A 23,491-nucleotide genomic window follows, 5' to 3' on the forward strand; every position below is an offset into this window, starting at 1 on the left:
TCAACGACGGAACGTGAACCAGTTGACGTTGACGAAGTCGTTCGGTTGGCCGCTGGTGAAGGTCAGGTAGACGGTGTGCCGACCGGTGGCCGCCGCGACGTTGCCCGGCACCGAGCGCCAGCTCTGCCAGCCACCCGTGTTGCCGATCGCGAAGCTGCCGATCGGGGCGCTGGTCGGGCTGTCCAATCGGACCTCGACCAGCCCGCTGACCCCGCTCCCGGCGCCGGAGGCGACCCGGGCCACGAAATCGCGGGGCGGCGAGCTGCCGAACTCGACGTTGTCGAAGCGGACCCAGTCGCCGTTGCGCAGCGCGCCGATGTTCTGCCCGCCCTCGCTGCACGCCTCGACGATCACGCCGTTCTGGGCGTTGAACGACTCCGCCTGGATGGTCGCGTACGCGTCGCGTACGCCACCCGGCGGCGGGTCGGTCGGCGGCGGGGTGGTGCCGCCGCCCCGGCTGTAGACCGCGACGTAGTCGACCAGCATCGGCCGGCCCGACACGGTGCTCGCGGTGGGCGTGCCGGTGCCGGCCACCCCGTTCGGGAAGCCCCCGCCCATCGCGACGTTGAGCAGCAGGAAGTAACCGGCGTGCCCGGTCATCTGGCTCCAGTACGGCTCACCGACCTGCGTCTGCGTCACCGTGTGGTACTGCTGCCCGTCGACGTACCAGCGCAGCTGCTGCGGGCTGGCCGCGGCGTCCCACTCGAAGCGGTAGGTGTGGAACGCCGACTGGCAGGTGCTGCCCGGGCAGGCCCGAGAGGCGCCGAGGCCGTTGAACTCGTTGCAGGGGCCCCCGGGTGCCACACCACAGTGCAGCACCCCCCACACCGAGTTGATCCCGTTGACGTTCTCCATCACGTCGAACTCACCGATGCCCGGCCAGTTCTGGTAGTTGCCCCGGTACGGCGCGCCGAGCGCCCAGAACGCGGGCCAGTAGCCCAGGGCGGACGCGCCGGTCACGTTCGGCATCTGGATCCGGCCCTCGATGGCGAGGACCCCGCCCGAGGGCGGCTTGAAGTTGCTGCGGACCGTCTCGATCCGGGCCGAGGTCCAGCCGCCGGAGGAGTTGCGCAGCGGGGTGATGCGCAGGTTGCCGCCGCCGTCGTGACTGACGTTGGCGGTGCTGTTGGTGTAGGTCTGGATCTCGCCGGTGCCCCAGTTCGGCGGGCCGCCGGGATAGCTGGTGCCGGTGTCGATGATCCAGTTGGCCGAGGACGGCAGGGTGCCGGCCGCGCCGGTGAAGTCGTCGCTCCACACCAGGCTCCAGCCGGACGGGGGCGGCGGCACCGCCGCGTACGCGTTCACGGTGGCGCCGGCCAGTGCGGTGGCGGCGACGGCGAGCAGGGCGAACGCCAGCCGGAGCCGGCGTCGTGCGGGCGGGGCGGCGGGCGCCGCCGGGGCAGCTTCCATGGACGTGCCTCTCTTCGGGGACGGTCGAGAGAGCGCTCTCTCACGAGTTGTACGGGCTCCCCGGACAGTTGTCAACGTCGATCGATGTCGACCGCGACCGGGCTGCGCTGGGGCCGACGCAGCACGGCCTGCTCCAGGGCGGACCAGGCCGTGGTGGTCACCAGGTAGAGCACCGCGGCCAGCGGCAACACCAGCGCCACGAGCACCGTGGTGTACGGCAGCAGCGGCAGCAGCCGGCCGACCACGGCCGCGGCGGTCCCCTCGCTGGGCGTACCGGCGGCCGATGCGGCGGTGGCGGCCGATGCGGAGGTGGCCGCCGATCCGGTGGCGGCCGATGCCGCGGTGGCGGCCGATGCCGCGGCGGCGCGGCGCATCCGGCGGGACGACCACCAGGCCAGGGCCACGAGCGCGGCCAGCAGGACCGCGAAGAGCGGCCCCGCCGCCCCGGCCAGCCCGTCACCGAGGTGGTGCCCGAGCGGCACCCCGGCCAACCGCTCGTCCAGCAGCCCGGTGCCGCCCTCGGCCGTGCTGAACAGCCGGTACGTCACCAGCAGAAACGGCGCCTGGAGCAGCACCGGCAGGCAGCCGGCGACCGGGTTGGCCCCGGCCGACCGGTAGAGCGCGAACAGTTCGGTCTGCAGGCGGGCCGGATCGTCCGCGTACCGCCGCTGGAGGTCGCGGACCTGGGGTGCGAGCGCGGCCCGGCGCCGCTCCCCGCGTACCTGCGCGACCGTGAGCGGGGAGATCGCCAGCCGGACGGCCACGGTGAAGAGCACGATCGCGACGGCCGTCGCGGCGCCCCCGGCGATCGGTTCGAGCAGGGTCGTGAGATGGGCGAGCACGGTGCCGGCGGCGCCGACCGCGTCGTGCACGGGTGAGAAGGCGAGCATGATGGATCCCTCGGTCCGATTCCGGATCGTCCCGCCCGGAACGGAGCCGGGACGGGGCGGATGACAGGCGGAATCGGCCGCGCGGCGGGGGCGGATCGGCGGGAACCGGGCCCGTCACAGGCGGTCCCGTCCGTGGCCGCCACGGACGGTCCGGCCGGTGGCGGTGGACCGTCGGGGTGCTACGCGGCCGAGGGACGGGCTCCCGGCGCACGGGGGCGCGGCCGCCCCGGCGCGTCCGGGTCCACCTGGCGGGGCACCCGCCGACGGCGGGACCGTGCGCGCAGGCCGGCGGCCCGGGCCCCGCCGCGGGGCGCCACGCCGAGGGCGAGGGCACGCGCGGCGAGGACGGAGGCCAGCAGCACCGCCGCGCCGAGGGCGGCTCCGGCGAGCAGCCCGGCCGGCCGGTCGGCGAGCAGGGTCAGCTGGGCGAGGGCGTACGCCCACAGCCCCAGCGCGAACCCGAACCCGAACGGCACGGGCACAGCCTAGAACCCGCTGTCACGCCGTCCCCTCGGCGCGGAACGCGTGGACAACCCGCAAGATCGCGCTCGAAAACGGAAGTAGTGGCCTCCCGTTGCCACGGAGGCCACTACTTCCAGGATCGAGCACGATCTTGCCGTGGCGGCGGACGCGAACGCGAACGGGACGTGCGCCGCGACACGCCGTCGACACGCCGTCGGCACGCCGGTGCCGCGTTTCCCGGCGTCGCCACGGTGGGTAACGACCGGGCCAGGCCGGTGCGGACCGACCGCGGCCGGCGCGAACGGACGGTGATGGACGATGACGGGCCAACTGGCGGAGGCGCCGGGCCGGACGGCGAACGGGACCGACCTGTTCACGGTGGGTGTCGAGGAGGAGTTCCTGCTCGTCGACCCGCACACCGGCGCCGCGGTGCCCGCCGTCGACCTCGTGATGGAGCAGGTGCCGGCCGAACTGCGCGGGCAGGTGGAACGGGAGTTCCAGACCAGCCAGATCGAGATCGGCACCCCGCCCGGTCTCGAACTGCGCTCGATCCGCCACTCGCTCGGGGTGCTGCGGGTCGCGCTGGCCGACGCGGCCGAGCGCGCCGGCGTGCGGCTGCTCGCCATCGGCACCGGCCCGGTGGACGGCCCGGTCCCGCCGGTCGTCGACAAGCCCCGCTTCGACCGCATGATCGAGCGGTTCCGCCTGCTGGTGCCCGGCCCGGGCAACAACGGCATGCACGTGCACGTCGGCATCCCCGACCCGGAGACCGGCGTCCAGGTGCTCAACCACGTCCGGCCGTGGCTGCCCACGCTGCACGCGGTCACCACGAACTCCCCGTTCGCGCGGGGCGAGGACACCGGCTACGCGAGCTGGCGTTCCGTGGAGTGGGAGCGGTGGCCCTCGGTGGCGCCGACGCCGTACCTGGAGTCGCACGAGCACTACGAGCGGCTGATCCGCCAGCTGATCTCCAGCGGGGTGATGCTCGACGAGGGGATGCTCTACTGGTACGCCCGGCTGTCCGCGAAGTACCCGACCGTGGAGATCCGCATCGGCGACGTCTGCCCGTCGGTGGACGACACCGTGCTGGTGGCCGCACTCGTACGGGCGATGGTGGCCACCGCGGTCGACGACATCACGGCCGGGCGGCCGGCCATCCGGACCGATCACCACCTCCTCGTGGGCGCGCACTGGCGGGCCGCGCACGACGGGTTGGAGGGCGACGGTGTCGACGTGACGACCGGTGAGATCCGGCCGGCCTGGGAGCTGCTGGACCGGTTCGTCGAGCGGGTCCGCCCGGCGCTGGAACGGCACGACGACTGGGCCGAGGTGATCGACCTGCTGGGCGGGCTGCGCCGCCACGGCACCGGCGCGGCCCGGCAGCGGGCCGTGTTCGCCCGCGGCGGGCAGCTCTCCGACGTGGTGAGCGACGTGGCACGACAGACCCGCGGGGTGGGCTCGGCGTGACAGGATGACTCCGTGGCGCAACGGTTGATCGTCATCGGCGGTGATGCCGCGGGCATGGCTGCCGCCTCCCAGGCCCGCCGTCGCCGCGACCGCGCCGACCTGGAGATCGTCGCCTTCGAGCGGGGGCACTACACCTCGTACTCGGCCTGTGGGATCCCGTACTGGATCAGTGGGCTGGTGCCCGAGCCGGAGGCGCTGATCGCCCGCGACCCGGACACGTTCCGCGGGAAGTTCCAGATCGACGTCCGGATACGCCACGAGGTCACCGCGATCGACCTGGACCGCCGCGAGGTGGTGGCCCGCGACCTGGAGGGCGGCCGCGAGGTCCGCGAACGCTTCGACGAGCTGGTGTACGCGGCCGGCGCGGTGCCGGTCAAGCCGGCGTTCGCCCGTACCGACGTCGGCGGCGTGTTCGGCATGCAGACCCTCGACGACGGCGCGGCGCTGCGGGACTGGCTGGAGAGCGAGCCGAAGCCGCGCCGGGCGGTGGTCGTCGGCGGTGGCTACATCGGGGTGGAGCTGGCCGAGGCGCTGATCCTGCGCGGGCTCTCGGTGACCCTCGTGGAGCAGGCCGACCAGCCGATGGCCACGGTGGACGGCGACATGGCCGAGCTGGTCGCCGACGCGATGACCGGAATCGGCATCCACATCCGCACCGGCCTCGGCGTGACCGGGCTCGAGGAGCGCGACGGCCGGATCTCGGCCGTGGTGACGGCCGAGGGGCCGATCCCGGCCGACGTGGTCGTGCTCGGGCTGGGCGTCCGCCCGAACACCGAGCTGGCGAAGGCGGCCGGGCTGCCGCTCGGGCCGACCGGGGCGATCCGCGTGGACCGGCGGATGCGGGTACCGGACCTGCCCGGCGTCTGGGCCGCCGGCGACTGCGTGGAGTGTCTGCACCTGGTGAGCGGCATGCCGGTGCACGTGCCGCTCGGCACGCACGCCAACAAGCAGGGCCGTGTGGCCGGGATCAACATCGGCGGCGGGTACGCCACGTTCACCGGGGTGATCGGCACAGCGGTCACGAAGGTCTGCGACCTGGAGGTGGGCCGCACGGGCCTGCGGGAGAAGGACGCGGTGGCCGCCGGCTTCGAGTTCGTCTCGGTGGTCGCCGAGTCGACGAACCGGGCCGGGTACTACCCGGGCGCCCGGACGATGACGGTCAAGCTGATCGCGGAACGCCCGAGGGGGCGGCTGCTCGGGGCGCAGATCGTCGGCTGGTCCGAGGCCGCGAAGCGGATCGACGCGCTCGCCGTGGCGGTCTGGAACGGCATGACGGTCGACGAGATGACCTCCCTCGACCTCGGTTACGCCCCGCCGTACGCGCCGGTCTGGGATCCGGTGCTGATCGCCGCCCGCAAGGCCGTCGACGCCCTCATCTCGTCCGCCCGCTGACCGTCCCGCCCCAGGCGGCGGTCGCGACCGGATCTTGTCGGGGGCCGCGGTTAGCGTGCTCGCGTTGTCGCACCGGCGGTCCGCCGGTCGCCCACCCCCATCCGGAGGCATCCCCCATGTCCCAGGAGAAGACCTACCTCGAACTGTCCGAAGTGGACGGTGGCGCGCACAAGTTCTATGAGGTGGTGGTCGCCGACACCGCCATGACGGTCCGCTACGGGCGGATCGGCGATCAGGGGCAGGTCAAGACGACCACGTACCCCGACAACGCCCGCGCCCGGGCGGCCGCGGCCAAGAAGATCGGCGAGAAGGTCCGCAAGGGCTACGCCCCGGCCGTGCCGGGCGTACGCCAGAAGCGGGCGGTGTCCCGCCGGCAGATCGTCAGCACCCGCTCCACGGCACGCACCGCGCCGGTGCTCTGGCGCTACGACTCCGGGGCGCCCGCGTTCGGCATCTTCGTCGACGGGCGGACCTGCATGGTCGGCAACGAGCACGGCGTCATCACCACGCTCGACCACGACGCCCGGGTGCTCGGGCAGGTCCGGCTCCCCGACGGGGTGAAGTGCATCGTGGCCGACGACGCCTGGCTCTACGCGGGCTGCGACGACGGCAACGTCTACGACCTGTCCGGCAAGGTGCCCCGGGTGGCGTACGCCATCGCGCCCGACATCGACATCTACTGGCTGGACATCCACGACGGGGTGCTGGGCGTCTCCGACCGCGAGGGCGGGATCGCGGCCATCGACCACGAGGACGAGTTCCTCTGGCGACGGCCGGGCCGCGGCCGGTCCGCCTGGATGGTCCGCTGCGACAGCGACGCGCTCTACCACGGCCACTCGCAGGGCGTCACCGGCTACGACTGGCGCACGGGCCGGGAACTCTGGCACACCCGCACAGGAGCGGTGCTGTTCGGCTGGCAGGAGCGCGACACCGTGTTCGCCGGCACCGGCAGCCGCGAGGTGGTGCGGCTGCGCAAGGACGGCCGGGCCGAGCGGACGTACCGGTGCGACGCCGCGGTCTTCTCCTGCGCCACGGCAGAGGGTGGCCGCTACGTCTTCGCCGGGGACAGCGCCTCCTCGATCTACTGCTTCGACGAGGCCGGCAACCGGCTGTGGAAGCTCGGCACCGGTTGCGGCTCGGCCTACTCGATGCAGTACCACGAGGAGCGCCTCTACGTGGTCACCACCACCGGTCACCTCGCCTGCATCGACGCGAGCGAGCCGGCCATCCGGGCGGCCGAGGCCGGCAGCGTGCCGGAGGTGGTCGACGTGAAGGCGCCGTCGCGACTGCCCGAGCCGGCAGCCTGGTCCACGGTCGAGGTGACCAGCGACGTCTCGGGCGGCGTGGTGGTGCAGTGCGTGGAGGATCGCGGGCGACTGCGCGTCCACGTGCTCTCCCCCGGTTTCCGGCCGGACTGGTCGGTGCAGTTCCCGAAGGGCATCCGCGAGCCGGGGGTCCGCTACCTGGTCACCGAGGTCCGGGAGGCCGGCCGCGGCGGCTTCTACCGGGCGTACGGGGACATCCGCCGGCTGCGCTGATCCGCGCCCCGACCGCACGCTCGTGCAGGATGGCCCGATGAACGGAGACGTCCCCATTCCCGAAGGGCTGGGCTGGGTACGAGGGACCGCCGCGGGACGGGCCTGGCTGTCCGAGCTGCCGGACCGGCTCGCGGCGTGCGCCGCGCGCTGGTCGCTGCGGGTCGGCCCGCCGTTCCCGTACGCCTTCGCCTCGCTGGCGGCGCCCGCCGAGCTGCCCGACGGCACTCCCGCGGTCCTCAAGCTCCAGTACCCCGACGCCGAGAGCGAGCACGAGGCCACGGCCCTGACGCACTGGGCGGGGGCGGGAGCGGTCCGGCTGCTCGCGCACGACGCGGAGCGCCGGGCGCTGCTCATCGAACGCTGCATGCCCGGCACGCCCCTGCACGACCTGCCGGCCGGGCACGCGCTGGACGCGGTCGTGGCGCTGCTCCCCCGGCTCTTCGTGCCGGCCGGCCCGCCGTTCACGCCCCTCGCCGAGGAGGCGGCCGGCTGGGCCGACCGGATGCCGGTCACCTGGGACCGGGCCGGCCGCCCGTACGAGCGGCGGCTGTTGGACGCCGCGCTCGGGCTGCTCGCCGAGCTGGCGCCCAGTCAGGGCGAGCAGGTCCTCGTCAACCAGGACCTGCACGCCGGGAACGTGCTGCGGGCCACCCGCGACCCGTGGCTCGTCATCGACCCGAAGCCGCTGGCCGGCGAGCGGGAGTTCGGCGTGGTGGCGATGGTGCGCGGCGCGGAGCTGGGGCACTCCCGGCAGGCCGTCCGCTACCGGCTGGACCGGCTCAGCGCCGAGCTGGGCCTCGACCGGGAGCGGGTGCGGGGCTGGACGGTCGTGCAGACCCTGGCCTGGGGCATTGCCGACGGGCGGCCCGTCCCGGGCCACATCGAGGTGGTCCGCTGGCTGCTCGGCGAGGCGTGACCGGTCCCCGGGAGCCTTCCCGGGGACCGGCGCCCGCCGGGCCGCCGCTCCTGAGCCGCGCAGGATCGGCGGCCGGCGATCTCAGGCCGGGTAGGGGGTAGCGGCGCGGGCCGCACGCAGCGCGCCGGCCCACCAGGTGAGCTGGTCCAGCATGGTCTTCGCGTACCCGGGCGCCGCCGGGTCCAGCGGCCGCCCGTCCTGCCACGCCGTGAAGTAGTTCGGGAAGGCCAGGCCGTCGCGGATCGTCACCGCGTGCAGCTCGGTGAGGACGTTCTCCAGGTGGAGGACGGCGTGCCGGCCACCGGCGGCCCCGCCGTAGCTCACGAAGGCCACCGGCTTGGCCGCCCACTGCGTGAAGTGCCAGTCGATCGCCGCCTTCAGCGCGGCGGGGTAACTGTGGTTGTACTCCGGGGTGACCAGGATGAACGCGTCCGCCTCCGCGAGGCGCGAGGCCAGCGACGCCAGCGCCGCCGGGCGCGGGTAGGCGTCGCCGGCGAACTTCGGCGAGACCGCGGGCAACGCCAGCGGGATCTCGAAATTCGCGAGGTCGACGACGTCGACGTCGAACCCGCCGTGCTCGCGCGCCTGCCCGGCGACCCAGGACGCCACGACCGGCCCGAACCGGCCCTCGCGGACGCTACCGACGACGATGGCCAAGGTGTGCTTCTCCGTCATGCGCTCCACGGTCCGCCGTGGCGACGGTGGCAACCAGACCGGGCTCAGGCTGGCCCCCGGGGGGCCACGCTACGGCGTTCCCGGCGGCGGCCAGCCGACCTAGACTTCGGATCATGAGTACGCCGCTCGGCGATTTCATCCGCGCCAAGCGCGACAGCATCCAGCCGGAGTCGTTCGGGCTGCCCGCCCGCGACCGGCGCCGCTCCCCCGGGCTGCGGCGCTCGGACCTGGCCACGCGCGCCGGCATCAGCGTCGAGTACCTCACGCGCATCGAGCAGGGCCGGGACCGCAACCCGTCCTCCGCCATCCTGATCGCCCTCGCCGACGCCCTGAGCCTGGACCCCACGGAGCGCAACCACCTGCGCTACCTCGCCAAGATCACCGGTGGTGAGTGCGCCCGGCGCCAGCCCCCCGCGCCGCCCAACCGCCACGTCCGCGCCACCGTGCGGGAGACCCTCCGGCTTCTCGAGCCCGGGATCGCGTTCGTCACCAACCGTCTCGGGGACGTGCTCGCGTACACGAGCGGATTCGAGCTGGTGATGCGCGGAACCGGGCTGCTCGACACCGGTACGCCGAACCTGACGCGCTACGTCTTCACCGACCCGCGCGCCCGCACCCTGTTCCCGGACTGGGACCAGGTCGCCGACGAACGGGCCTTCGACCTGTGGCTCGGCCCCTCGGTGGAGACGTCCGAGTGGTTCACGGCCGAACTCGCGCCGGTCGCCGGGCAGGAGTTCACCCGACGGCTGAACCGCCACCTGCCGCCGCCGCGCGTCCCCCTCCGGCTCCACCACCCCGGCGGCGAGGAGCTCCGCTGGCGCCGGGAGACGCTGGAGCTGCCGAGCAGCGACGCGCAGGAGTTGGTCGTCCTCCTGCCCGCCGACGAGGCGACGACGCAGGCCGTCGAACGGCTCCGCCGCCGGTCCCGGGGCGTACTGCGCGCGATCGGGTGAGCCACCCGAGCGGCCCGCGCGTCAGCCGCGCTGGCAGGTGGGGCACCAGTAGAGGTTGCGCCCGGCCATGTCGCCGCGGCTGACCGCCGTCGCGCAGACGTGGCAGGGGGCGCCGGGGCGGCGGTAGACGTACACCTCGCCGCCGTGCCGGTCGACCCGCGGCGCCCGGCCCATCGCCTCGGGCAGGTGCTCGTCGCGGACCGTGTCGATGCGGCCCTGCCGTTCGGCGAGCCTCATGAGGGTCACCAGGTCGGCCCAGAGCCGGTCCCAGGCCGCGCGGCCCAGCCGGCGGCCGGGCAGCGTCGGCGGCAGGCCCGCCCGGAACAGCGCCTCGGTCACGAAGATCAGACCGGTGCCGGCCACCACCGACTGGTCGAGCAGCAGCGCTGCCAGCGGCGTCGCGCTGCGGGAGATCCGGGCGTACGCGCGCTCCGGGTCGGCGTCGGCGCGCAGCGGGTCGGGGCCGAGCCGGGCCCGCAGGGCATCCACCTCGGGCGGGGTGAGCACCTCGCAGGCGGTCGGACCGCGCAGGTCGAGCCAGTGCCGGTCACTGGTGAGGCGCAGCCGCACCTGGCCCACCGGCTCGGGCGGCTCGCCGGCGCCGTCGGTGACCTTGCCGTACAGACCGAGGTGCACGTGCAGCGTCATCTCGCCGGCATGGTGGTGCAGCAGGTGCTTGCCGTACGCCTCGGTGGCCTCGAGGACCGTGCCGCTGAGCAGGGCGGCGCCCTCGGCGAACCGCCTCTGCGGGCTGCTGGCGTGCACCTTGTCGCCGGCGAACAGCTCGGCGTGCCGGGCCGCCAGGCGGTGGATGGTGTGTCCCTCTGGCACGAGCGACAAGGGTAGCCAGGCGTTTTCACGACTGCCACGTGGTCGCGAATCGCAGCAGGTGACGGGTGACGGTGTCCTCCACCGCCCGGATGGAGTCCGCCGCGCCGGCCTTGACGGTCATGTCGAAGCGGCTGTCGAATAGCGCATCTGACGATTTTCCGGTAGTCGTGATTTCGAAGCTGGTGGGTGCACCGATCAGGCCGAGACGGCGGCGTCGGTCACCCGGGCGGGGCGGCTGTCCGGTGCCGGACTCTCACGCTCGGAAGAGGCACGTAGCGCCGCCTCGACCCGGCGGTTGCTGGTCATGGTCGCCGTGACGGCGGTCATGGCAAGGAGGATGCCGGCGCCGGTGTAGAGCGGGGTGCGTACGTCGTAGGCGGTGGCCAGCCAGCCGCCGAGGACGGCGCCGAGCGGCGCGGCGCACATGGCGAGCATGCGGGAGGTGGAGGCGACCCGGCCCATCAGGTGGGCGGGGACGATGGCCTGCCGGAGCGAGGGCCCGAGCACCATCGTGGCGCCCATGCCGGCTCCGCAGACGGCGAGCGCGAGACCGGCCACGTACGGGTTCGGGGCGGCGGCAAGACCCAGGATGGCGAGCCCTTCGACGGCGGCCGTGCAGGTCAGTGCGGTGCCGGTGCCGAGTCGTCGGCCAAGGTAGGAGGCGATGCCCGCGCCGAGCAGACCGCCGGTGGCCTCTGCCGTGAGGAGCAGGCCGAAGCCGAAGGCACCGATGCCGAGGCGGTCGTGCGCGAAGAGGGCGAGGACGGTCCCCACAGCGAGGAAGGCGATGTTCCCGACCGCCGGGCGGAGCGCGAGCCCGAGCAGCAGACGGTACCGGAAGACGTACGACGCGCCGGCCCGCGCCTGCCGAAGCAGCGACTCGCGGACCTCCGGCACGGGCCGGGGCATGGCGGGCAGCGACCGTACGAGCAGCGCCGAGAGCATGAACGACACCGCGTCGGCGAGCAGCGGAACCGCCCGCCCGAGCGCGAGCAGGGCACTGCCCGCGGGCGGCCCCGCGAAACCGGACATGGCGGTCTGGGCGCCGCGCAGGCGGGAGTTGGCGCGCTCCAGGAGTGCGGGGTCGCGGCGGAGCAGATCCGGCAGATAGGCCGTGGCGGCCGTGTCGAAGAAGAGTCCGCCGAGGCCGAGCAGAAAGGCGACGGCCGCGAGCAGCGGAACGCTCAGCACGTCGAGCGCGGCTGCCACCGCGGTTGCCGCGAGCAGCACCGCGCGTGCCGTGTCCGCGACCCACATCGCGCGTCGACGGTCCCAACGGTCCACCAGCGCGCCGCCGAGCACCCCGAAGAGCAGCCACGGCAGCGTCCCCGCGGCCGTGACGACGGCGAGCGCCATCGGATCCCGCGTCACCGTCAACGCGAGCAGCGGCAGCGCGGCATGCGTCACCCCGTCACCGAGCGAGGACACCGTCTGCGCAGTCCACAGCCGCCCGAACCCGGTCGGCAACGTCCGGGCGTCTGAGGTCACTTGGCGTCCCCTTCGGCCTGCTCGCGCCGTGCCGGGTGGAACAGCGCGAAGACGAGTGACGCGTCCGGCAGCGACGGATCCGACAGCTCCCGGTACTCGTCCGCCAGTGCCTGCAGCCGCGCCCCCAGCTGCGCGAACTGCTCCTCGGTGAGCCGCAGGTGCGCCATCCGTACGTGCCGCTCGCCATCGGCCGGCGACGCCTCCAGGTCCGCCACCGCGTGCCGCATCAGCACGTCCGGCCCTCCCTCGCCCGGATCCGGCAGCACGATCGACCGCGCGGCCATCGCGTAGTACCGCTCGGTGACCCCCCGGACCTTCCGCGTCCGTACCACCTTGATGAGGCCGGCCCGCTCGAGCAGCCGTACGTGGTAGCTGGAACTTCCCTTCGCGAGGCCGACTCGCTCGGCGATCTGCGTGATCGTCGCGGGCTCGAAGCGGAGCACGGCCATGATCCGGTGACGGGTGAGGTTGGAGACGGCGCGTAGCTGCTCGTCAGTGGTGACGTGAAACGCCTCGGGGAGATCGTCGGTAGGCATGCGGCTAATGGTCAACGATTCTTGACCATTAAGCAAGGGTGATTCCCGGCTTCGGCGTACGAGGACGCCTCGGTGTCGGGAAACGGCCATCTGGGTAATCCGGTGAGGTACCGCGTGGGGGTGCCACCCGTTCCACGGCCACCCCGCATGAGACAGGAGGTGTGTTGTGGTCAGAATTCCTTCGCTGTCGCGCCGGTCGGAGCCGGCGCCGACGCGGGACGAGAACCTGGACGGCCGCACCGACGGTCGTGACGCGACCGTCGCCACGGGAGCGGACGCGACGGCCCCGGTGGGCGCGACCCGGACGGACGGCACCGCCCCCGTGGGGGCGACGGCGACCGAGCGGGACGCCGACCGCACGACGTACCGCAGCAGGGCCGCCGCCGGCACCGAGCCGGCGGCCGACCCGCGGGCGTCGGAACGGGCCGCGGTGGCGCGCGCCGCCACGGCGCGGCCGGTCGAGTCGGGGGCCCGGCGTGACCCGGACCCGACCCTGGAGCGCACGGTCGACGGCGCCACCGTCGACCTCGACCGGGACCGGGCCGTACGCCCCGACGGCGCGGACCGCGACCGCCCCGTCGTTCCGGACGCCGACCGGGCGGAGCCGGAGCGGCCGGTGGCGGTCGGGCCGAAGCCGCGGGCCAGCCTGCTCGCCACCCTCGGCCTGGTGGTCGGGGTCGCCGGTGTGCTGTTCGTGCTGACCGGCACGCTCGCCGGGTACGGCATCGGCCTCGGCGCGGTGGGCGCGGTGCTCGCCGTGCTGGGCCTCATGGCCACCCGTCGGCGGCACGTGGCGGGCAAGACCGACGCGCTTCTCGGCATCGGGCTGGGCCTCGCCGCCGTGGTGCTGGGTGTGCTCGCCATGACCGGTCAGTTCGACTGGCCGACCACCGACGGCGACTGGGTACAGCGGTTCCGCGAGTGGCTTGATTCACAGTTTGTGGACAGGTTCTAGCGGGCACTGTCCGGCCCGCCGGCGGTGCGCCGGCAACGGCACCGGTGGTTCACCGGGCGAGCCCGACCAGTCTGGTGGTTCACCAGCGGGGCGGAACACAGGTTCAGGGGCGGCGGTTCGCCGCCCCTGAAGTGTTTCCGCCTCCGGCGGCGCGGGCGACCGCCGGAGGCGACCCTGCCGGGCCCCGCCGGAGCGACCCGCCCGACCCGCTCCCTGGCGGGTGCGGCGGAAGCCGGCGGCCCGGCCGCGCCTCCTCGGCGCCTCAGACGCAACGATTCGGCGCTCACTGCTCCCCAGACGCAACGAACAGTCGGCCTGCGCAATCCTCGGCGGTGGATCCTGCCGGGCGGCACCGCATAACGTTGAACAACGGCGCCAGCCCGCGTGCCGACGGTGGCCGGGCGCGCCCGACCCTGGGAGCAGGACAAATGACGATGGACGCCATCCGCCAGCGCTTTCTGATGTGCCGGCCGACGTACTTCGCCGTGGACTACGCGATCAACCCGTGGATGGACCCGACCGCGCCGGTGGACGCCGACCTGGCGATCCGGCAGTGGGAACAGCTGCGGCAGGTCTACCGCGACCTGGGCCACACCGTCGAGGAGATCGCTCCGGTGCCCGGTCTGCCCGACATGGTCTTCGCCGCGAACGGCGGCACGGTGATCGACGGCAAGGCGATGGCCGTGCAGTTCCGCGACCCGCAGCGCGCGGACGAGGCGCCGGCCTACCGCGCCTGGTTCGAGTCCGCCGGCTTCGAGCTGTACGACCCGAAGCACGTCAACGAGGGCGAGGGCGACATCCTGCTGGTCGGCGACGTGCTGCTCGCCGGCACCGGCTTCCGCACCGCGCACGCCTCCCACGCCCAGTTGCAGGAGGTCTTCGGCTACCCGGTGATCACCATGCAGCTCGTCGACCCGCGCTTCTACCACCTCGACACCGCGCTGACCGTCCTCGACGAGCGGACGGTGGCGTACCTGCCGGAGGCGTTCTCACCCGGCAGCCAGGCGGCGCTGCGCCGGCTCTTCCCCGACGGGGTGCACGCCACCATGGCCGACGCCGAGGTGCTCGGCCTGAACGCGGTCAGCGACGGCCGGCACGTGGTGCTGCCGGCGCAGGCCACCGACCTCGCCGCCAAGCTGCGGGACCGGGGCTACGAGACCATCGGTGTCGACCTGTCCGAGCTGCGTAAGGCCGGCGGCGGACCGAAGTGCTGCACGTTGCGACTCCGACAGGGAAAGGCAAGCAAGTGATCGTGGACGACATGCTGCGGACGCCGGGGGCCGTCCGGGACGCGGAGCGCTGGACCGCGCACAACTACCACCCGCTGCCGGTGGTGATCTCCTCGGCCGAGGGCGCCTGGCTGACCGACGTGGACGGCCGCCGCTACCTCGACTTCCTGGCCGGCTACTCGGCCCTGAACTTCGGGCACCGCCACCCGCAGCTGATCGCCGCGGCGCACGCCCAGCTCGACCGGCTCACCCTCACCAGCCGGGCGTTCATCCACGACCAGTTCGCCGACTTCTGCCGGGAACTGGCCGAGCTGTGCGGCAAGGACCTGGTGCTGCCGATGAACACCGGCGCCGAGGCGGTCGAGACCGGGATCAAGGTGGCCCGCAAGTGGGGCTACCAGGTCAAGGGTGTGCCGACCGGTCAGGCCAACATCGTCGTCGCCGAGGGCAACTTCCACGGCCGCACCACCACCATCGTGAGCTTCTCCACCGACGAGGACGCCCGCGCCGACTTCGGGCCGTACACGCCCGGGTTCACCGTGGTCCCGTACGGCGACCTGGACGCGCTGACCGCCGCCATCGACGAGAACACGGTGGCCGTGCTGCTCGAGCCGATCCAGGGCGAGCAGGGCGTCGTGGTGCCCCCGGAGGGCTACCTGCCCGGCGTACGGCGGGTCTGCACCGAGCGCAACGTGCTCTTCATCGCCGACGAGATCCAGTCCGGCCTGGGCCGCACCGGCGCGACCTTCGCCTGCGACCACGAGGGCGTCACGCCCGACATGTACCTGCTCGGCAAGGCGCTCGGCGGCGGCATCGTGCCGGTGTCCGCCGTGGCCGCGGACGCCGACGTGCTCGGTGTGCTGAAGCCGGGCCAGCACGGGTCGACCTTCGGCGGCAACCCGCTGGCCTGCGCCGTGGCCGTCGAGGTGGTCCGGCTGCTGGCCACCGGCGAGTTCCAGCGCCGTTCCGCCGAACTGGGCGCCCGGCTGCACGCCGGCCTCGGGGCCCTGATCGGCAAGGGGCTCGTCGCCGTACGCGGCCGGGGCCTCTGGGCGGGCCTGGACATCGACCCGGCGCTGATGACCGGCCGGGAGGCGTGCGAGCGGCTCGCCGAGCGCGGGATCCTCGCCAAGGACACCCACGGGTCCACGATCCGCCTCGCCCCGCCGCTGGTGGTCACCGAGGAGGAGATCGACCACGCCGTGGCCCAGCTGGCCGCCGTCCTGGCCGGCTGAACCGGCGTACCGAGAAGGGGCGGGCGCCGGTAGCGCCCGCCCCTTCTTTCGGCTCCTTCGCCCCGTCGATCATGAAGTTGTTGCCGCGACACGCCGTATCGGCGGGCAACAACTTCATGATCACCGCGGGAAGCCTCGCGGTCGGCGCTCCCGGGGCGCCGGGTCAGGGGCGGGGTAGGCGCATCGCCATCGTGGGGGCCTCGGCCATCACCGAGGCCGGCGTGAACGGCGCGCCGGTGGGCAGTTCCTCGGCCCGGCCGACCTGCACCCCGGGGTAGAGCTCCACCATGTCGTTCTCGGCGAGCACCCGGGACTGTTTCGGCGCGAGCGGCACGCGGTCGCCCTCCGCCATCGAGCCGCCCGGGCGGATGCCCGAGCCGTTGGTGCTGACGTCCGTCACGATCACCTCGCCGACGCGCAGCTCGAGCCGGAGGTGGTTGCGGCTGATCCAGCGCCGCGCCTCGTCGTTGAGCCACTGCCCGAGCACGATCCCGCCGTCGCCGTCGGGCGCCCGGCCGACCAGCACCGGCTGCTCCTCGCTGAGGACGAAGCGGCGCCGGACCAGCCCGCCGATCCGCACCGCGAGCACCTCCGTACGCGGGCGCGGCCCCACGTCACGGAGCCGGGTGCCGTGCCGGGGGCAGGTCGGCACCCCGTTCCGCAGGCTGGGCGGCGCCTGTGCGGCGGGACTGCGCTGCACCCGGGCCAGGTCCGCGAAGGAGCCACCACCGCCGCTGCCGAAGAGGGCGCAGCCCGACTCCGGGCACCGCCACTCGCGGGCCAGCAACTTCGTCCCGACCGACGAACGGTCGCCCGACACGGGCGTGTCACCGCCACCCACGTGCGCCACGAACGCCGGCCCACCCGCGCCGGGCACCGGGGCGAGCACCCGGCCGGGCTGCTCCACCAGCCACGGGAAGCGACCGCGCAGCCCGTCGAAGCGGACCCGGCTGAGCACTGGCAGGCCCAGCAGGTCGGCCACCTCCAGCATCCGGTCGCCCGGGTTGTCGAGCACCTCGACGAGCCCGTCGTCGGCCCACCGTCGGACCACCATCCGCTCGTTGGAGGTGAGGTCCGCGTCCGAGAGCAGGGCCCGGTGCACCACGGCGTAGACCGGGACGCTGTCCTCCTCCAGCTGCCGTGACAACGCGTCGATCACCATGCCGAGCCGGAGCAGGCTCGCCGGCCGGCCACCGTCGATGTCCTGGTAGCGGATCACCTCGGCCAGGTCGACCACGGCCCGGACCAGCGACGGGTCCGTGCAGACCCGCCCCTCGATGGCGTCCAGTACCTTGCTGATCTCGAATCTCATCGGGCACTCCGCATGATCTCGCCGATCCGACGGGCCAGCCCGCCCGGCTCCTGTTCCACCGCCTCAGCGGTGAGCACGTCTGCCATGGGACGACCCTACCGGTGCAGGTGGGCACGGCACGCGACGCGTCCGCGCCACGCCGGTGGGCACCGCAGGCGACGCGTCCGCGCCACGCCGGCCCGGTATCGACATGTGCCAGTGGAGCCGTTTGGTTAGGCTGGCCAGCGGCCCGGCCGGTATCGACTCGCGTCGTCACCGGCCCAACCCTCACGTAGGAGTTATCCATCATGAAAACTCGACGGCTGGCGACCACGGGGGTCGCACTCGTCGCAGCGCTCGGGCTCGGTCTGGCCGGTTGCGGCAACCAGACGGGAGCGGACGACCCAGCCGCCGGTGGCAACACCAGCGCCGCGCCCGCCAGCAGCGCCCCGGCGGACGCGCTCGGCAAGCTCACCGCCGCCGCGCAGAAGCTCAACGAGCAGAGCGTACGGATGAAGATCGACTCGTCGATCCTCAACGGCAGTGGCGTGATGGATCCGACCAGCAAGGCCGGGGACATGACGATGGACCTGGGCGGCCAGGGCAAGATCCGGATGCTGATCGCGGGCAACGACGCCTACCTGAAGATCACCGGGATGGAGGGGCTGCCCGAGAAGTGGCTGCACATGGACGCCACCAAGCTCGGCCAGAGCGGTCAGCTCAACCTCATGCCGGAGGGTGACCCGGGTGGCGCCAACAAGATGATCAAGAGCGTGGTCAAGGTCGAGGAGACCGGCTCCGGCAGCTTCTCCGGCACGATGGACTACACGAAGAGCGTGCCGGACGACAAGGACATCGCGGCCCTCGGCGACAAGGCCAAGGCCGTGCCGTTCACCGCGAAGGTCGACGGCGAGGGCCGGCTCACCGAGTTCGCCATCGACACCAGCGTGCTGCACGAGTCGCTCGGCAAGATGACCACCACCTACTCCGACTTCGGCACCGAGGTGAAGGTCAACAAGCCGCCGGCGGGCGAGACCGAGGAAGCCCCGGAGGAGCTCATCAAGGCGTTCGGCAACTGACCTGAGCGCATCACGACGGGGCGCGGCGCCGTTCGGCGCCGCGCCCCGTCGCGCTCTCTCAGCCGCGCAGCGGTCGCCCCACCTCGTGCAGGTGGGCCAGCGCCTGCCGGTACGAGTCCACGAGGCCGGTCTCGGCGTACGGGATGCCGCGCTCGACGCAGTAGGCCCGGACGATCGGCTGGGCCCGTCGCAGGTTCGCCCGCGGCATGTTCGGGAACAGGTGGTGCTCGATCTGGTAGTTCAGCCCACCCAGCGCCAGGTCGACGAACCGGCCGCCGCGCACGTTCCGGGAGGTCAGCACCTGCTTACGCAGGAAGTCCAGCTCGTCCGCGGCGGTCGGCATGGGCATGCCCTTGTGGTTCGGGGCGAACGCGCAACCCATGTAGAGCCCCCACAGTCCCTGGTGGATGGCCGCGACCAGCAGCGCCTTGCCCGGTGACATGGCGAGCAGCAGGGCACCCACGTAGCCGGCCGTGTGCACGGCGAGCAGCAGCGCCTCGACGGCCCGGTGGCGCATCGGCGTCTCGAACCGGCCGTCCGGCCCCCGGCCGACGACCGCCCGGATGCTCGCGACGTGCAGGTTGAGCCCCTCCAGCAACAGCATCGGGAAGAACAGGTACGCCTGCCGCCGGGCCAGCCAGCGGCCGAAGCCACGGGTGTCGAGCGCCTGCTCGTACGACCAGACCAGCGCGCCGGCGCCGACGTCCGGGTCCTCGTCCTCGTGGTTCGGGTTGGCGTGGTGCCGGTTGTGCTTGTCGACCCACCACCCGTAGCTGAGGCCCACCGCCAGGTTGCCGCAGAGCAGGCCGACCGCCTCGCTCGGGCCGCGCCGGCGGAACATCTGCCGGTGCCCCGCGTCGTGCCCGAGGAACGCCACCTGGGTGGTGACCGCCGCCAGCCCGACCGCCAGCAGCGCCTGCCACCACGAGTCGCCGACCAGGAACACGGCCACCCAGCCGGCCGCGAAGGCGCCCAGGGTGAGCACGATCCGGGTCACGTACCGGGCGGGGCGCCGCTCCAGCAGGCCGGCCCCGCTGACCCGCCGAGACAACTGTGAGTAGTCGCTCCCTCGCCGTACCGGCGGATCCGCCACCGCTGCGAGCACCATAATCGCTCCTGTTCCTCGACGTCCGGCCGGCCGTACGGCTCGACTCCCCGACGTCAAGTCTCCGGAGATCCGTTGCTCTGAGTAACCCTGACAGCCCCCGGATCGGAGGTAGGGCACGCCCTACCTCCACCCGTCACGTCATCCGTCCGACCGCCACCCGGAGCCGGCGCAGGTCGCGCCGGCGCCGCTCGTAGGTGGCGGCCAACCCGATCAGTGCGAGCCCGCCCGCGGCCAGGAAGATCCACCGGGGCAGGAGGTCCCACCCGCGCACGAGTTCGTGCAGCGCGAGCAGGGCGAGGCCCGACCCGCCGAGCAGCACGGGCGCCTGCCAGCGGCGGGACGCGCCGGCCAGCACCGCGCCGAGCGCCGCGGTGCCGAGCAGCAACCGCCGCCACGGCTGCGGGTCCGGTGCCACGAGCACCGAGACCAGGCTGGGTACCAGCGCGGCCCCGAGCCCCGGGCCGAGGGCGAGCCAGCTCGTCAGTCCCGGCCGGGTCCGCAGCCCCACCAGGCCGGCGGCGAGCGCGAGCGCGGCCGCCGGCAGGGTGTACGCCTCCAGCAGCACCACGCCGCCGGCCGCCAGCAGCAGCCAGGCGCCGAGCAGCTCACTGCCGCCCGCGATCCCGGCGAACACCCACCGCCGATCGGCCGGCTCGTCCCGGCGCAGCAACCGCAGGCCGACTGCGGCTCCCCAGAGGACGGAGACGGCCGCCGCGTGCCGGTACGCGTCGAGGGTGAGCAGGAGCGCGACCAGCGCCACGCCCTGCGCGGCGGCGTCCAGCGCCCGGCGTACGAGCACCGTGCCGCCGGGGTGCGCCGCGCCGGGGGCCGCCGCATCACCCGGAAGCGCCGCACGGGCCGGGAGCGCCGCCGCGGCCAGGGTCACCGCGGCCACGGCGAGCACCGTGAACGCGGCGTCGCGCAGTGGCAGGTCCCCGGCCAGCGGGGCGGTGACCGCGAGCCCGGTGGCCGCCGCCACCGCCGACAGGCAGCCCACGACCCGCGCCTCCGTACGCCGGCCGGCGATGCCGGCCGTCGCGGCGGCGACCAGCAGCACGCCGAGGCCGGCCAGTGTCCCCGCCTCGGTGGCGACGAGCCCCGCCATCCCCGAGGCGACCAGCGGCAGCCCGACGGGCACGGCGACCGGGACGAGCAGCGGTCGCGGAACGAGCAGCGCTGCGGCCAGCAGCACGGCCAGGCCGGTGAGCAGCGCGACGGCCGGAGCCGCCGGCCACGGCGCCCCGGCCGCCGTCAGCAGCACGGGCGGCACGGCCACGGCGAACGGCAGCGCGGCGAGCGGCGCCGCCGACCGGCGCGCCCCGACCGCGCGCGCGGCCAGCACCACGGCGACGGCCAGCGTGGCCAGGGCCAGCCCGGCCGGAAGCAGTTCCGGCACCGCCACAGCCGCCGGGGCACCCGACCACGCCGGGACCACCCGCCGGTACGGCAGCAGCAGCGCCCTCAGCACCGCCGGGGCGGCGGCGACCACCGCCACGGCCAGCAGGGCCGCGCCGGCGAGCCGGAGCACCGCCACACCGTCCGTCGGCCCGGCGGGCGGGCGCGCCGGCAGGCCCGTCGCACCGTCCATCGCGGCGGCCGGCACCGACAGGCTCGTGTCACCGGCCGTCGGTCGCGCCGCCGTACGCGCCGGCAGCCCTGCCGCGAGCAGCAGCACGGCCAGCGCCGCGTACGGTGCCAGCGGGTCCGCGACCGACGGCAGCGCCGGTGCCAGGCCGGTGACCGTCGCCGCGACCGCCAGGCCGGTGGCCGCGTACCCGCGCAGGTCCGGCCAGTGCCGGCGCACCGCATACAGGGCCACCAGCAGCGGCCCGACGGCGGCCAGCGCGGCCCGGGACTGCCACCAGGCGGGCGCCCCGGCGGCGACGAGCGCCACCGTGACCGCCGCCGGAAGCGCCAGCAGCCCGGCGAGCAGCGCCGACCCGGTGACGGCCGGCGGTGCCCCCGGTGCCCGCCGACCGAGCCCCGCCACCAGCGGGCCGAGGACGAGCACCACGGCGAGGACGGTCAGGGCGCCGCCCGGCGCGGCCATCCCCACCAGCAGCGCGTGCCCGAGCAGGACGGCCACGCCGACAGCCGCCGACCCGGCCCGGGCCGCCGGCCGGAGCACCACGGCGGCGAGCAGCGCCACGGCCGCGACGAGGTCGGCCCCGACCGCCACCGGCCAGCCGGCCGGAACGGCCGCCGGCAGGGCGAGTGCCACCAGCGCCAGGCCGGGCGGGCCGGCGACCGGTCGCGCGGTGCGCGGCGCCAGCAGCGCCACCGCACCCACGCCCAGGGCGACGGCCAGCGGAAGCTGCCACCCCCAGGGCAGGTCCGGACCGGGGGCGGCACCGTGCCAGGGCGGCAGCGAACGAGCCACGGCGTCGAGGGCCAGCAGCGCGGTGAGCAGACCGGTGAGCGCCGCCGCGCCGAGCGCCACCAGCAGCGCGGCGATCCGCGGGCCGGCGCGCCACCCGGCGGGGAGCAGGCGTACCGCGACGGCCAGCCCGGCGGCGACCAGCGCGGCGGCGAGCAGCAGCAGGGACGGCCGCAGCTCGGCGACCGGGCGCAGGAGCGCGGCGGCGAGCGCCGGCACCAGCAGGCCGGTCGCGATCCGGCGGAACGCCGTACCGCCGGCCAGCAGGGCCGCGCCGGCCAGGGCCGCGGCCACCAGCAGCAACGGCAGCCCGGCCAGCAGGGGCGTACCGGCGGCCCGGCCCTGCGCGAGTGGGGGCAGTGCGCAGCCGGCCGCGCCCAGCAGGGCGCCACCGAACCCCGCCCACGCCACCGCCCGCCCGGCCACCACCGCCGGCCCGACCCGTGCGGCTCCCCCGTCCGCCGCCCGCCGGGTCAGGACGATCAGGACCGCCAGGTCCAGCAGCGACACCCCGACCAGCACCACCGCCCAGCCGGCCGCCGTCGGCCGCGCCTCCGCGGCGAGCAGCGGCAGCACCGGTTGGGCGGCCAGCAGCGCCGCGAACCACGGGCCGGTCAGCCGGCTGATCCGGGCGTACCCGAGCGCCACCGCCGCGCTGGCCCCCCCGACCAGCGCGGCGTAGCGGGTGCCCGGCCAGCCGGCGACCCCGGCGAGGTCCACGGACCAGGCCGCGTAACCGTCGAGCAGGACCAGCAGCAGCCCCACCGCCGCGACGGTCTCCGCGGTGCCGCGCAGACCGCGCCGCGCCGCGAGCAGCGGCACGGCGAGGGCGAGCACGGTCACGGCGGCCAGGATCAGCGCGCGGCCGGCGACCCCGACGGACGCCCACGCCACCGCCGTGAAGACCACGGCGGCCGTACCGAGCAGGAGTCCGCCCAGGACGAAGAGCAGGCCCTGAACGGTACGGGTGGAGGTCTCCGGCCCGCCCGGCACGGCCAGCAGCGGCCGCGGCGGCGCCGGGGCGGGCGCCGCGACGACCGGCACCCGAGCGCGCACCGCGGCGGCCAGCTCCGCCCGCCGCTCCCGGGCACGTCGCTGTCGCTCCATCAGATCGGCGTACGCGAGCCGCGCCCGCTCCACGTCGGCGCCGAGCGCGACGATCTCCCGGTCCAGCCGGATGACCTCGGCGGCCTCGGGGTCGGGAGGCCGCCGGCAACCGGAGCAACCGGTGACCAGGTCGGCCGGGGCGCGGCACGCGGGGCAGGGGTAGGTGTCCTCCACCGCGCCATCGTGGACGGAGCGGGCACGCCCCGCCCAGAGTGCGCGTACTCAGGGACGGGTGTGCTCGTACACCCAGGTCGCGTACGCCGGATCCCCGCACTCCACCCGCGTCACGAGGATCTCCGGCACCTCGTACGGGTGGGTCGACCGGATCTGGTCGACCAGCGCGGACACCCGGTCCGGCGCGGTCTTGAACTGCACCGACCACTCGCTGCTCGTCTCCACCGCGGACCGCCACCAGTAGGTGCTGTCCACCTGGCCGCCGACCTGCGCGCAGGCGGCGAGCCGGCCGGCGACGGCGGCCGCCGCCAGCACGTCGGCGACCGAACGGGCGTCCACCACGGTCGTCACCACACTGATCTGGTCCACGACCGCACC

At 74.5% G+C, this 23,491-nt stretch carries 20 protein-coding genes; 9 read left to right on the forward strand and 11 right to left on the reverse strand.

All coding sequences use genetic code 11. From position 1 onward, the window contains the following. The 3 genes from D7193_RS17680 to D7193_RS17690 form a co-directional block, all read right to left on the reverse strand. Positions 1–1,410, reverse strand: a complete 1,410-nt coding sequence (locus D7193_RS17680) for a carbohydrate-binding protein (RefSeq protein ID WP_120780633.1) — start codon at positions 1,408–1,410, stop codon at positions 1–3. Positions 1,411–1,481: 71 nt separating this feature from the next. Beyond that, positions 1,482–2,300 (reverse strand): YidC/Oxa1 family membrane protein insertase, encoded by an 819-nt coding sequence (locus D7193_RS17685; protein WP_120780634.1) that lies wholly within the window; start codon positions 2,298–2,300, stop codon positions 1,482–1,484. 179 nt (positions 2,301–2,479) lie between these two features. Then, a complete protein-coding gene (locus D7193_RS17690; RefSeq protein WP_206611926.1) occupies positions 2,480–2,776 on the reverse strand; it encodes a DUF6412 domain-containing protein in 297 nt (98 codons plus the stop codon). A 304-nt stretch (positions 2,777–3,080) separates the two neighbouring features. On the opposite strand from D7193_RS17690, the gene D7193_RS17695 reads away from it, so the two are divergent. The 4 genes from D7193_RS17695 to D7193_RS17710 all read left to right on the forward strand — a co-directional run bounded on the left by D7193_RS17695 (position 3,081) and on the right by D7193_RS17710 (position 8,075). Continuing rightward, on the forward strand, positions 3,081–4,229 hold the full coding sequence (locus D7193_RS17695; protein ID WP_120780635.1) for a carboxylate-amine ligase: 1,149 nt from the start codon (positions 3,081–3,083) through the stop codon (positions 4,227–4,229). Positions 4,230–4,241: 12 nt separating this feature from the next. After that, the gene (locus tag D7193_RS17700; RefSeq protein WP_120780636.1) at positions 4,242–5,621 is read left to right on the forward strand and encodes an FAD-dependent oxidoreductase; all 1,380 of its coding nucleotides are present in this window, start codon (positions 4,242–4,244) and stop codon (positions 5,619–5,621) included. A 116-nt stretch (positions 5,622–5,737) separates the two neighbouring features. After that, positions 5,738–7,159, forward strand: a complete 1,422-nt coding sequence (locus D7193_RS17705) for a WGR domain-containing protein (RefSeq protein WP_120780637.1) — start codon at positions 5,738–5,740, stop codon at positions 7,157–7,159. 37 nt (positions 7,160–7,196) lie between these two features. After that, a complete protein-coding gene (locus tag D7193_RS17710) occupies positions 7,197–8,075 on the forward strand; it encodes an aminoglycoside phosphotransferase family protein (RefSeq protein ID WP_120780638.1) in 879 nt (292 codons plus the stop codon). An 81-nt stretch (positions 8,076–8,156) separates the two neighbouring features. Here the strand turns inward: D7193_RS17710 and D7193_RS17715 are convergent, their stop codons facing one another. Next, on the reverse strand, positions 8,157–8,750 hold the full coding sequence (locus D7193_RS17715) for an NADPH-dependent FMN reductase (RefSeq protein ID WP_120780639.1): 594 nt from the start codon (positions 8,748–8,750) through the stop codon (positions 8,157–8,159). A 113-nt stretch (positions 8,751–8,863) separates the two neighbouring features. On the opposite strand from D7193_RS17715, the gene D7193_RS17720 reads away from it, so the two are divergent. Then, positions 8,864–9,703, forward strand: coding sequence for a helix-turn-helix domain-containing protein (locus D7193_RS17720; protein WP_120780640.1), 840 nt, complete (start codon positions 8,864–8,866; stop codon positions 9,701–9,703). Positions 9,704–9,724: 21 nt separating this feature from the next. Here the strand turns inward: D7193_RS17720 and D7193_RS17725 are convergent, their stop codons facing one another. From D7193_RS17725 to D7193_RS17735, 3 genes are all read right to left on the reverse strand, one after another. Continuing rightward, on the reverse strand, positions 9,725–10,534 hold the full coding sequence (locus D7193_RS17725; protein ID WP_120781348.1) for an Fpg/Nei family DNA glycosylase: 810 nt from the start codon (positions 10,532–10,534) through the stop codon (positions 9,725–9,727). Between the two features lie 195 nt (positions 10,535–10,729). Beyond that, positions 10,730–12,022, reverse strand: coding sequence for an MFS transporter (locus D7193_RS17730; protein WP_120780641.1), 1,293 nt, complete (start codon positions 12,020–12,022; stop codon positions 10,730–10,732). After that, positions 12,019–12,558: an ArsR/SmtB family transcription factor gene (locus D7193_RS17735; protein WP_120780642.1), complete on the reverse strand. Its 540-nt coding sequence runs from the start codon at positions 12,556–12,558 to the stop codon at positions 12,019–12,021. Before D7193_RS17735 ends, D7193_RS17730 begins: the two co-directional genes overlap by 4 nt. Before the next feature lie 166 nt (positions 12,559–12,724). Here D7193_RS17735 and D7193_RS17740 point away from each other — a divergent pair, with 166 nt between their 5' ends. The 3 genes from D7193_RS17740 to rocD all read left to right on the forward strand — a co-directional run bounded on the left by D7193_RS17740 (position 12,725) and on the right by rocD (position 15,977). Continuing rightward, positions 12,725–13,513, forward strand: coding sequence for a DUF4383 domain-containing protein (locus D7193_RS17740; protein ID WP_241563164.1), 789 nt, complete (start codon positions 12,725–12,727; stop codon positions 13,511–13,513). A 434-nt stretch (positions 13,514–13,947) separates the two neighbouring features. Beyond that, a complete protein-coding gene (gene ddaH, locus D7193_RS17745) occupies positions 13,948–14,763 on the forward strand; it encodes a dimethylargininase (protein WP_174242696.1) in 816 nt (271 codons plus the stop codon). 11 nt (positions 14,764–14,774) lie between these two features. Continuing rightward, on the forward strand, positions 14,775–15,977 hold the full coding sequence (rocD, locus tag D7193_RS17750) for an ornithine--oxo-acid transaminase (protein WP_120781350.1): 1,203 nt from the start codon (positions 14,775–14,777) through the stop codon (positions 15,975–15,977). Positions 15,978–16,140: 163 nt separating this feature from the next. Here rocD and D7193_RS17755 read toward each other — a convergent pair whose 3' ends face one another. Further along, positions 16,141–17,289, reverse strand: a complete 1,149-nt coding sequence (locus D7193_RS17755) for an FHA domain-containing protein (RefSeq protein WP_120780644.1) — start codon at positions 17,287–17,289, stop codon at positions 16,141–16,143. Between the two features lie 287 nt (positions 17,290–17,576). Here D7193_RS17755 and D7193_RS17760 point away from each other — a divergent pair, with 287 nt between their 5' ends. After that, positions 17,577–18,347 (forward strand): hypothetical protein, encoded by a 771-nt coding sequence (locus tag D7193_RS17760; protein ID WP_120780645.1) that lies wholly within the window; start codon positions 17,577–17,579, stop codon positions 18,345–18,347. Positions 18,348–18,405: 58 nt separating this feature from the next. On the opposite strand, the gene D7193_RS17765 is transcribed toward D7193_RS17760, so the two are convergent. The 3 genes from D7193_RS17765 to cutA all read right to left on the reverse strand — a co-directional run bounded on the left by D7193_RS17765 (position 18,406) and on the right by cutA (position 23,482). Further along, a complete protein-coding gene (locus D7193_RS17765; protein WP_120780646.1) occupies positions 18,406–19,455 on the reverse strand; it encodes a fatty acid desaturase family protein in 1,050 nt (349 codons plus the stop codon). 133 nt (positions 19,456–19,588) lie between these two features. After that, a complete protein-coding gene (locus tag D7193_RS17770) occupies positions 19,589–23,113 on the reverse strand; it encodes an SCO7613 C-terminal domain-containing membrane protein (protein WP_120780647.1) in 3,525 nt (1,174 codons plus the stop codon). A 48-nt stretch (positions 23,114–23,161) separates the two neighbouring features. After that, the gene (cutA, locus tag D7193_RS17775; protein WP_120780648.1) at positions 23,162–23,482 is read right to left on the reverse strand and encodes a divalent-cation tolerance protein CutA; all 321 of its coding nucleotides are present in this window, start codon (positions 23,480–23,482) and stop codon (positions 23,162–23,164) included. Positions 23,483–23,491: the final 9 nt, after the last annotated feature.

This window comes from Micromonospora costi (assembly GCF_003626655.1).
GTDB lineage: Bacteria > Actinomycetota > Actinomycetes > Mycobacteriales > Micromonosporaceae > Micromonospora > Micromonospora costi.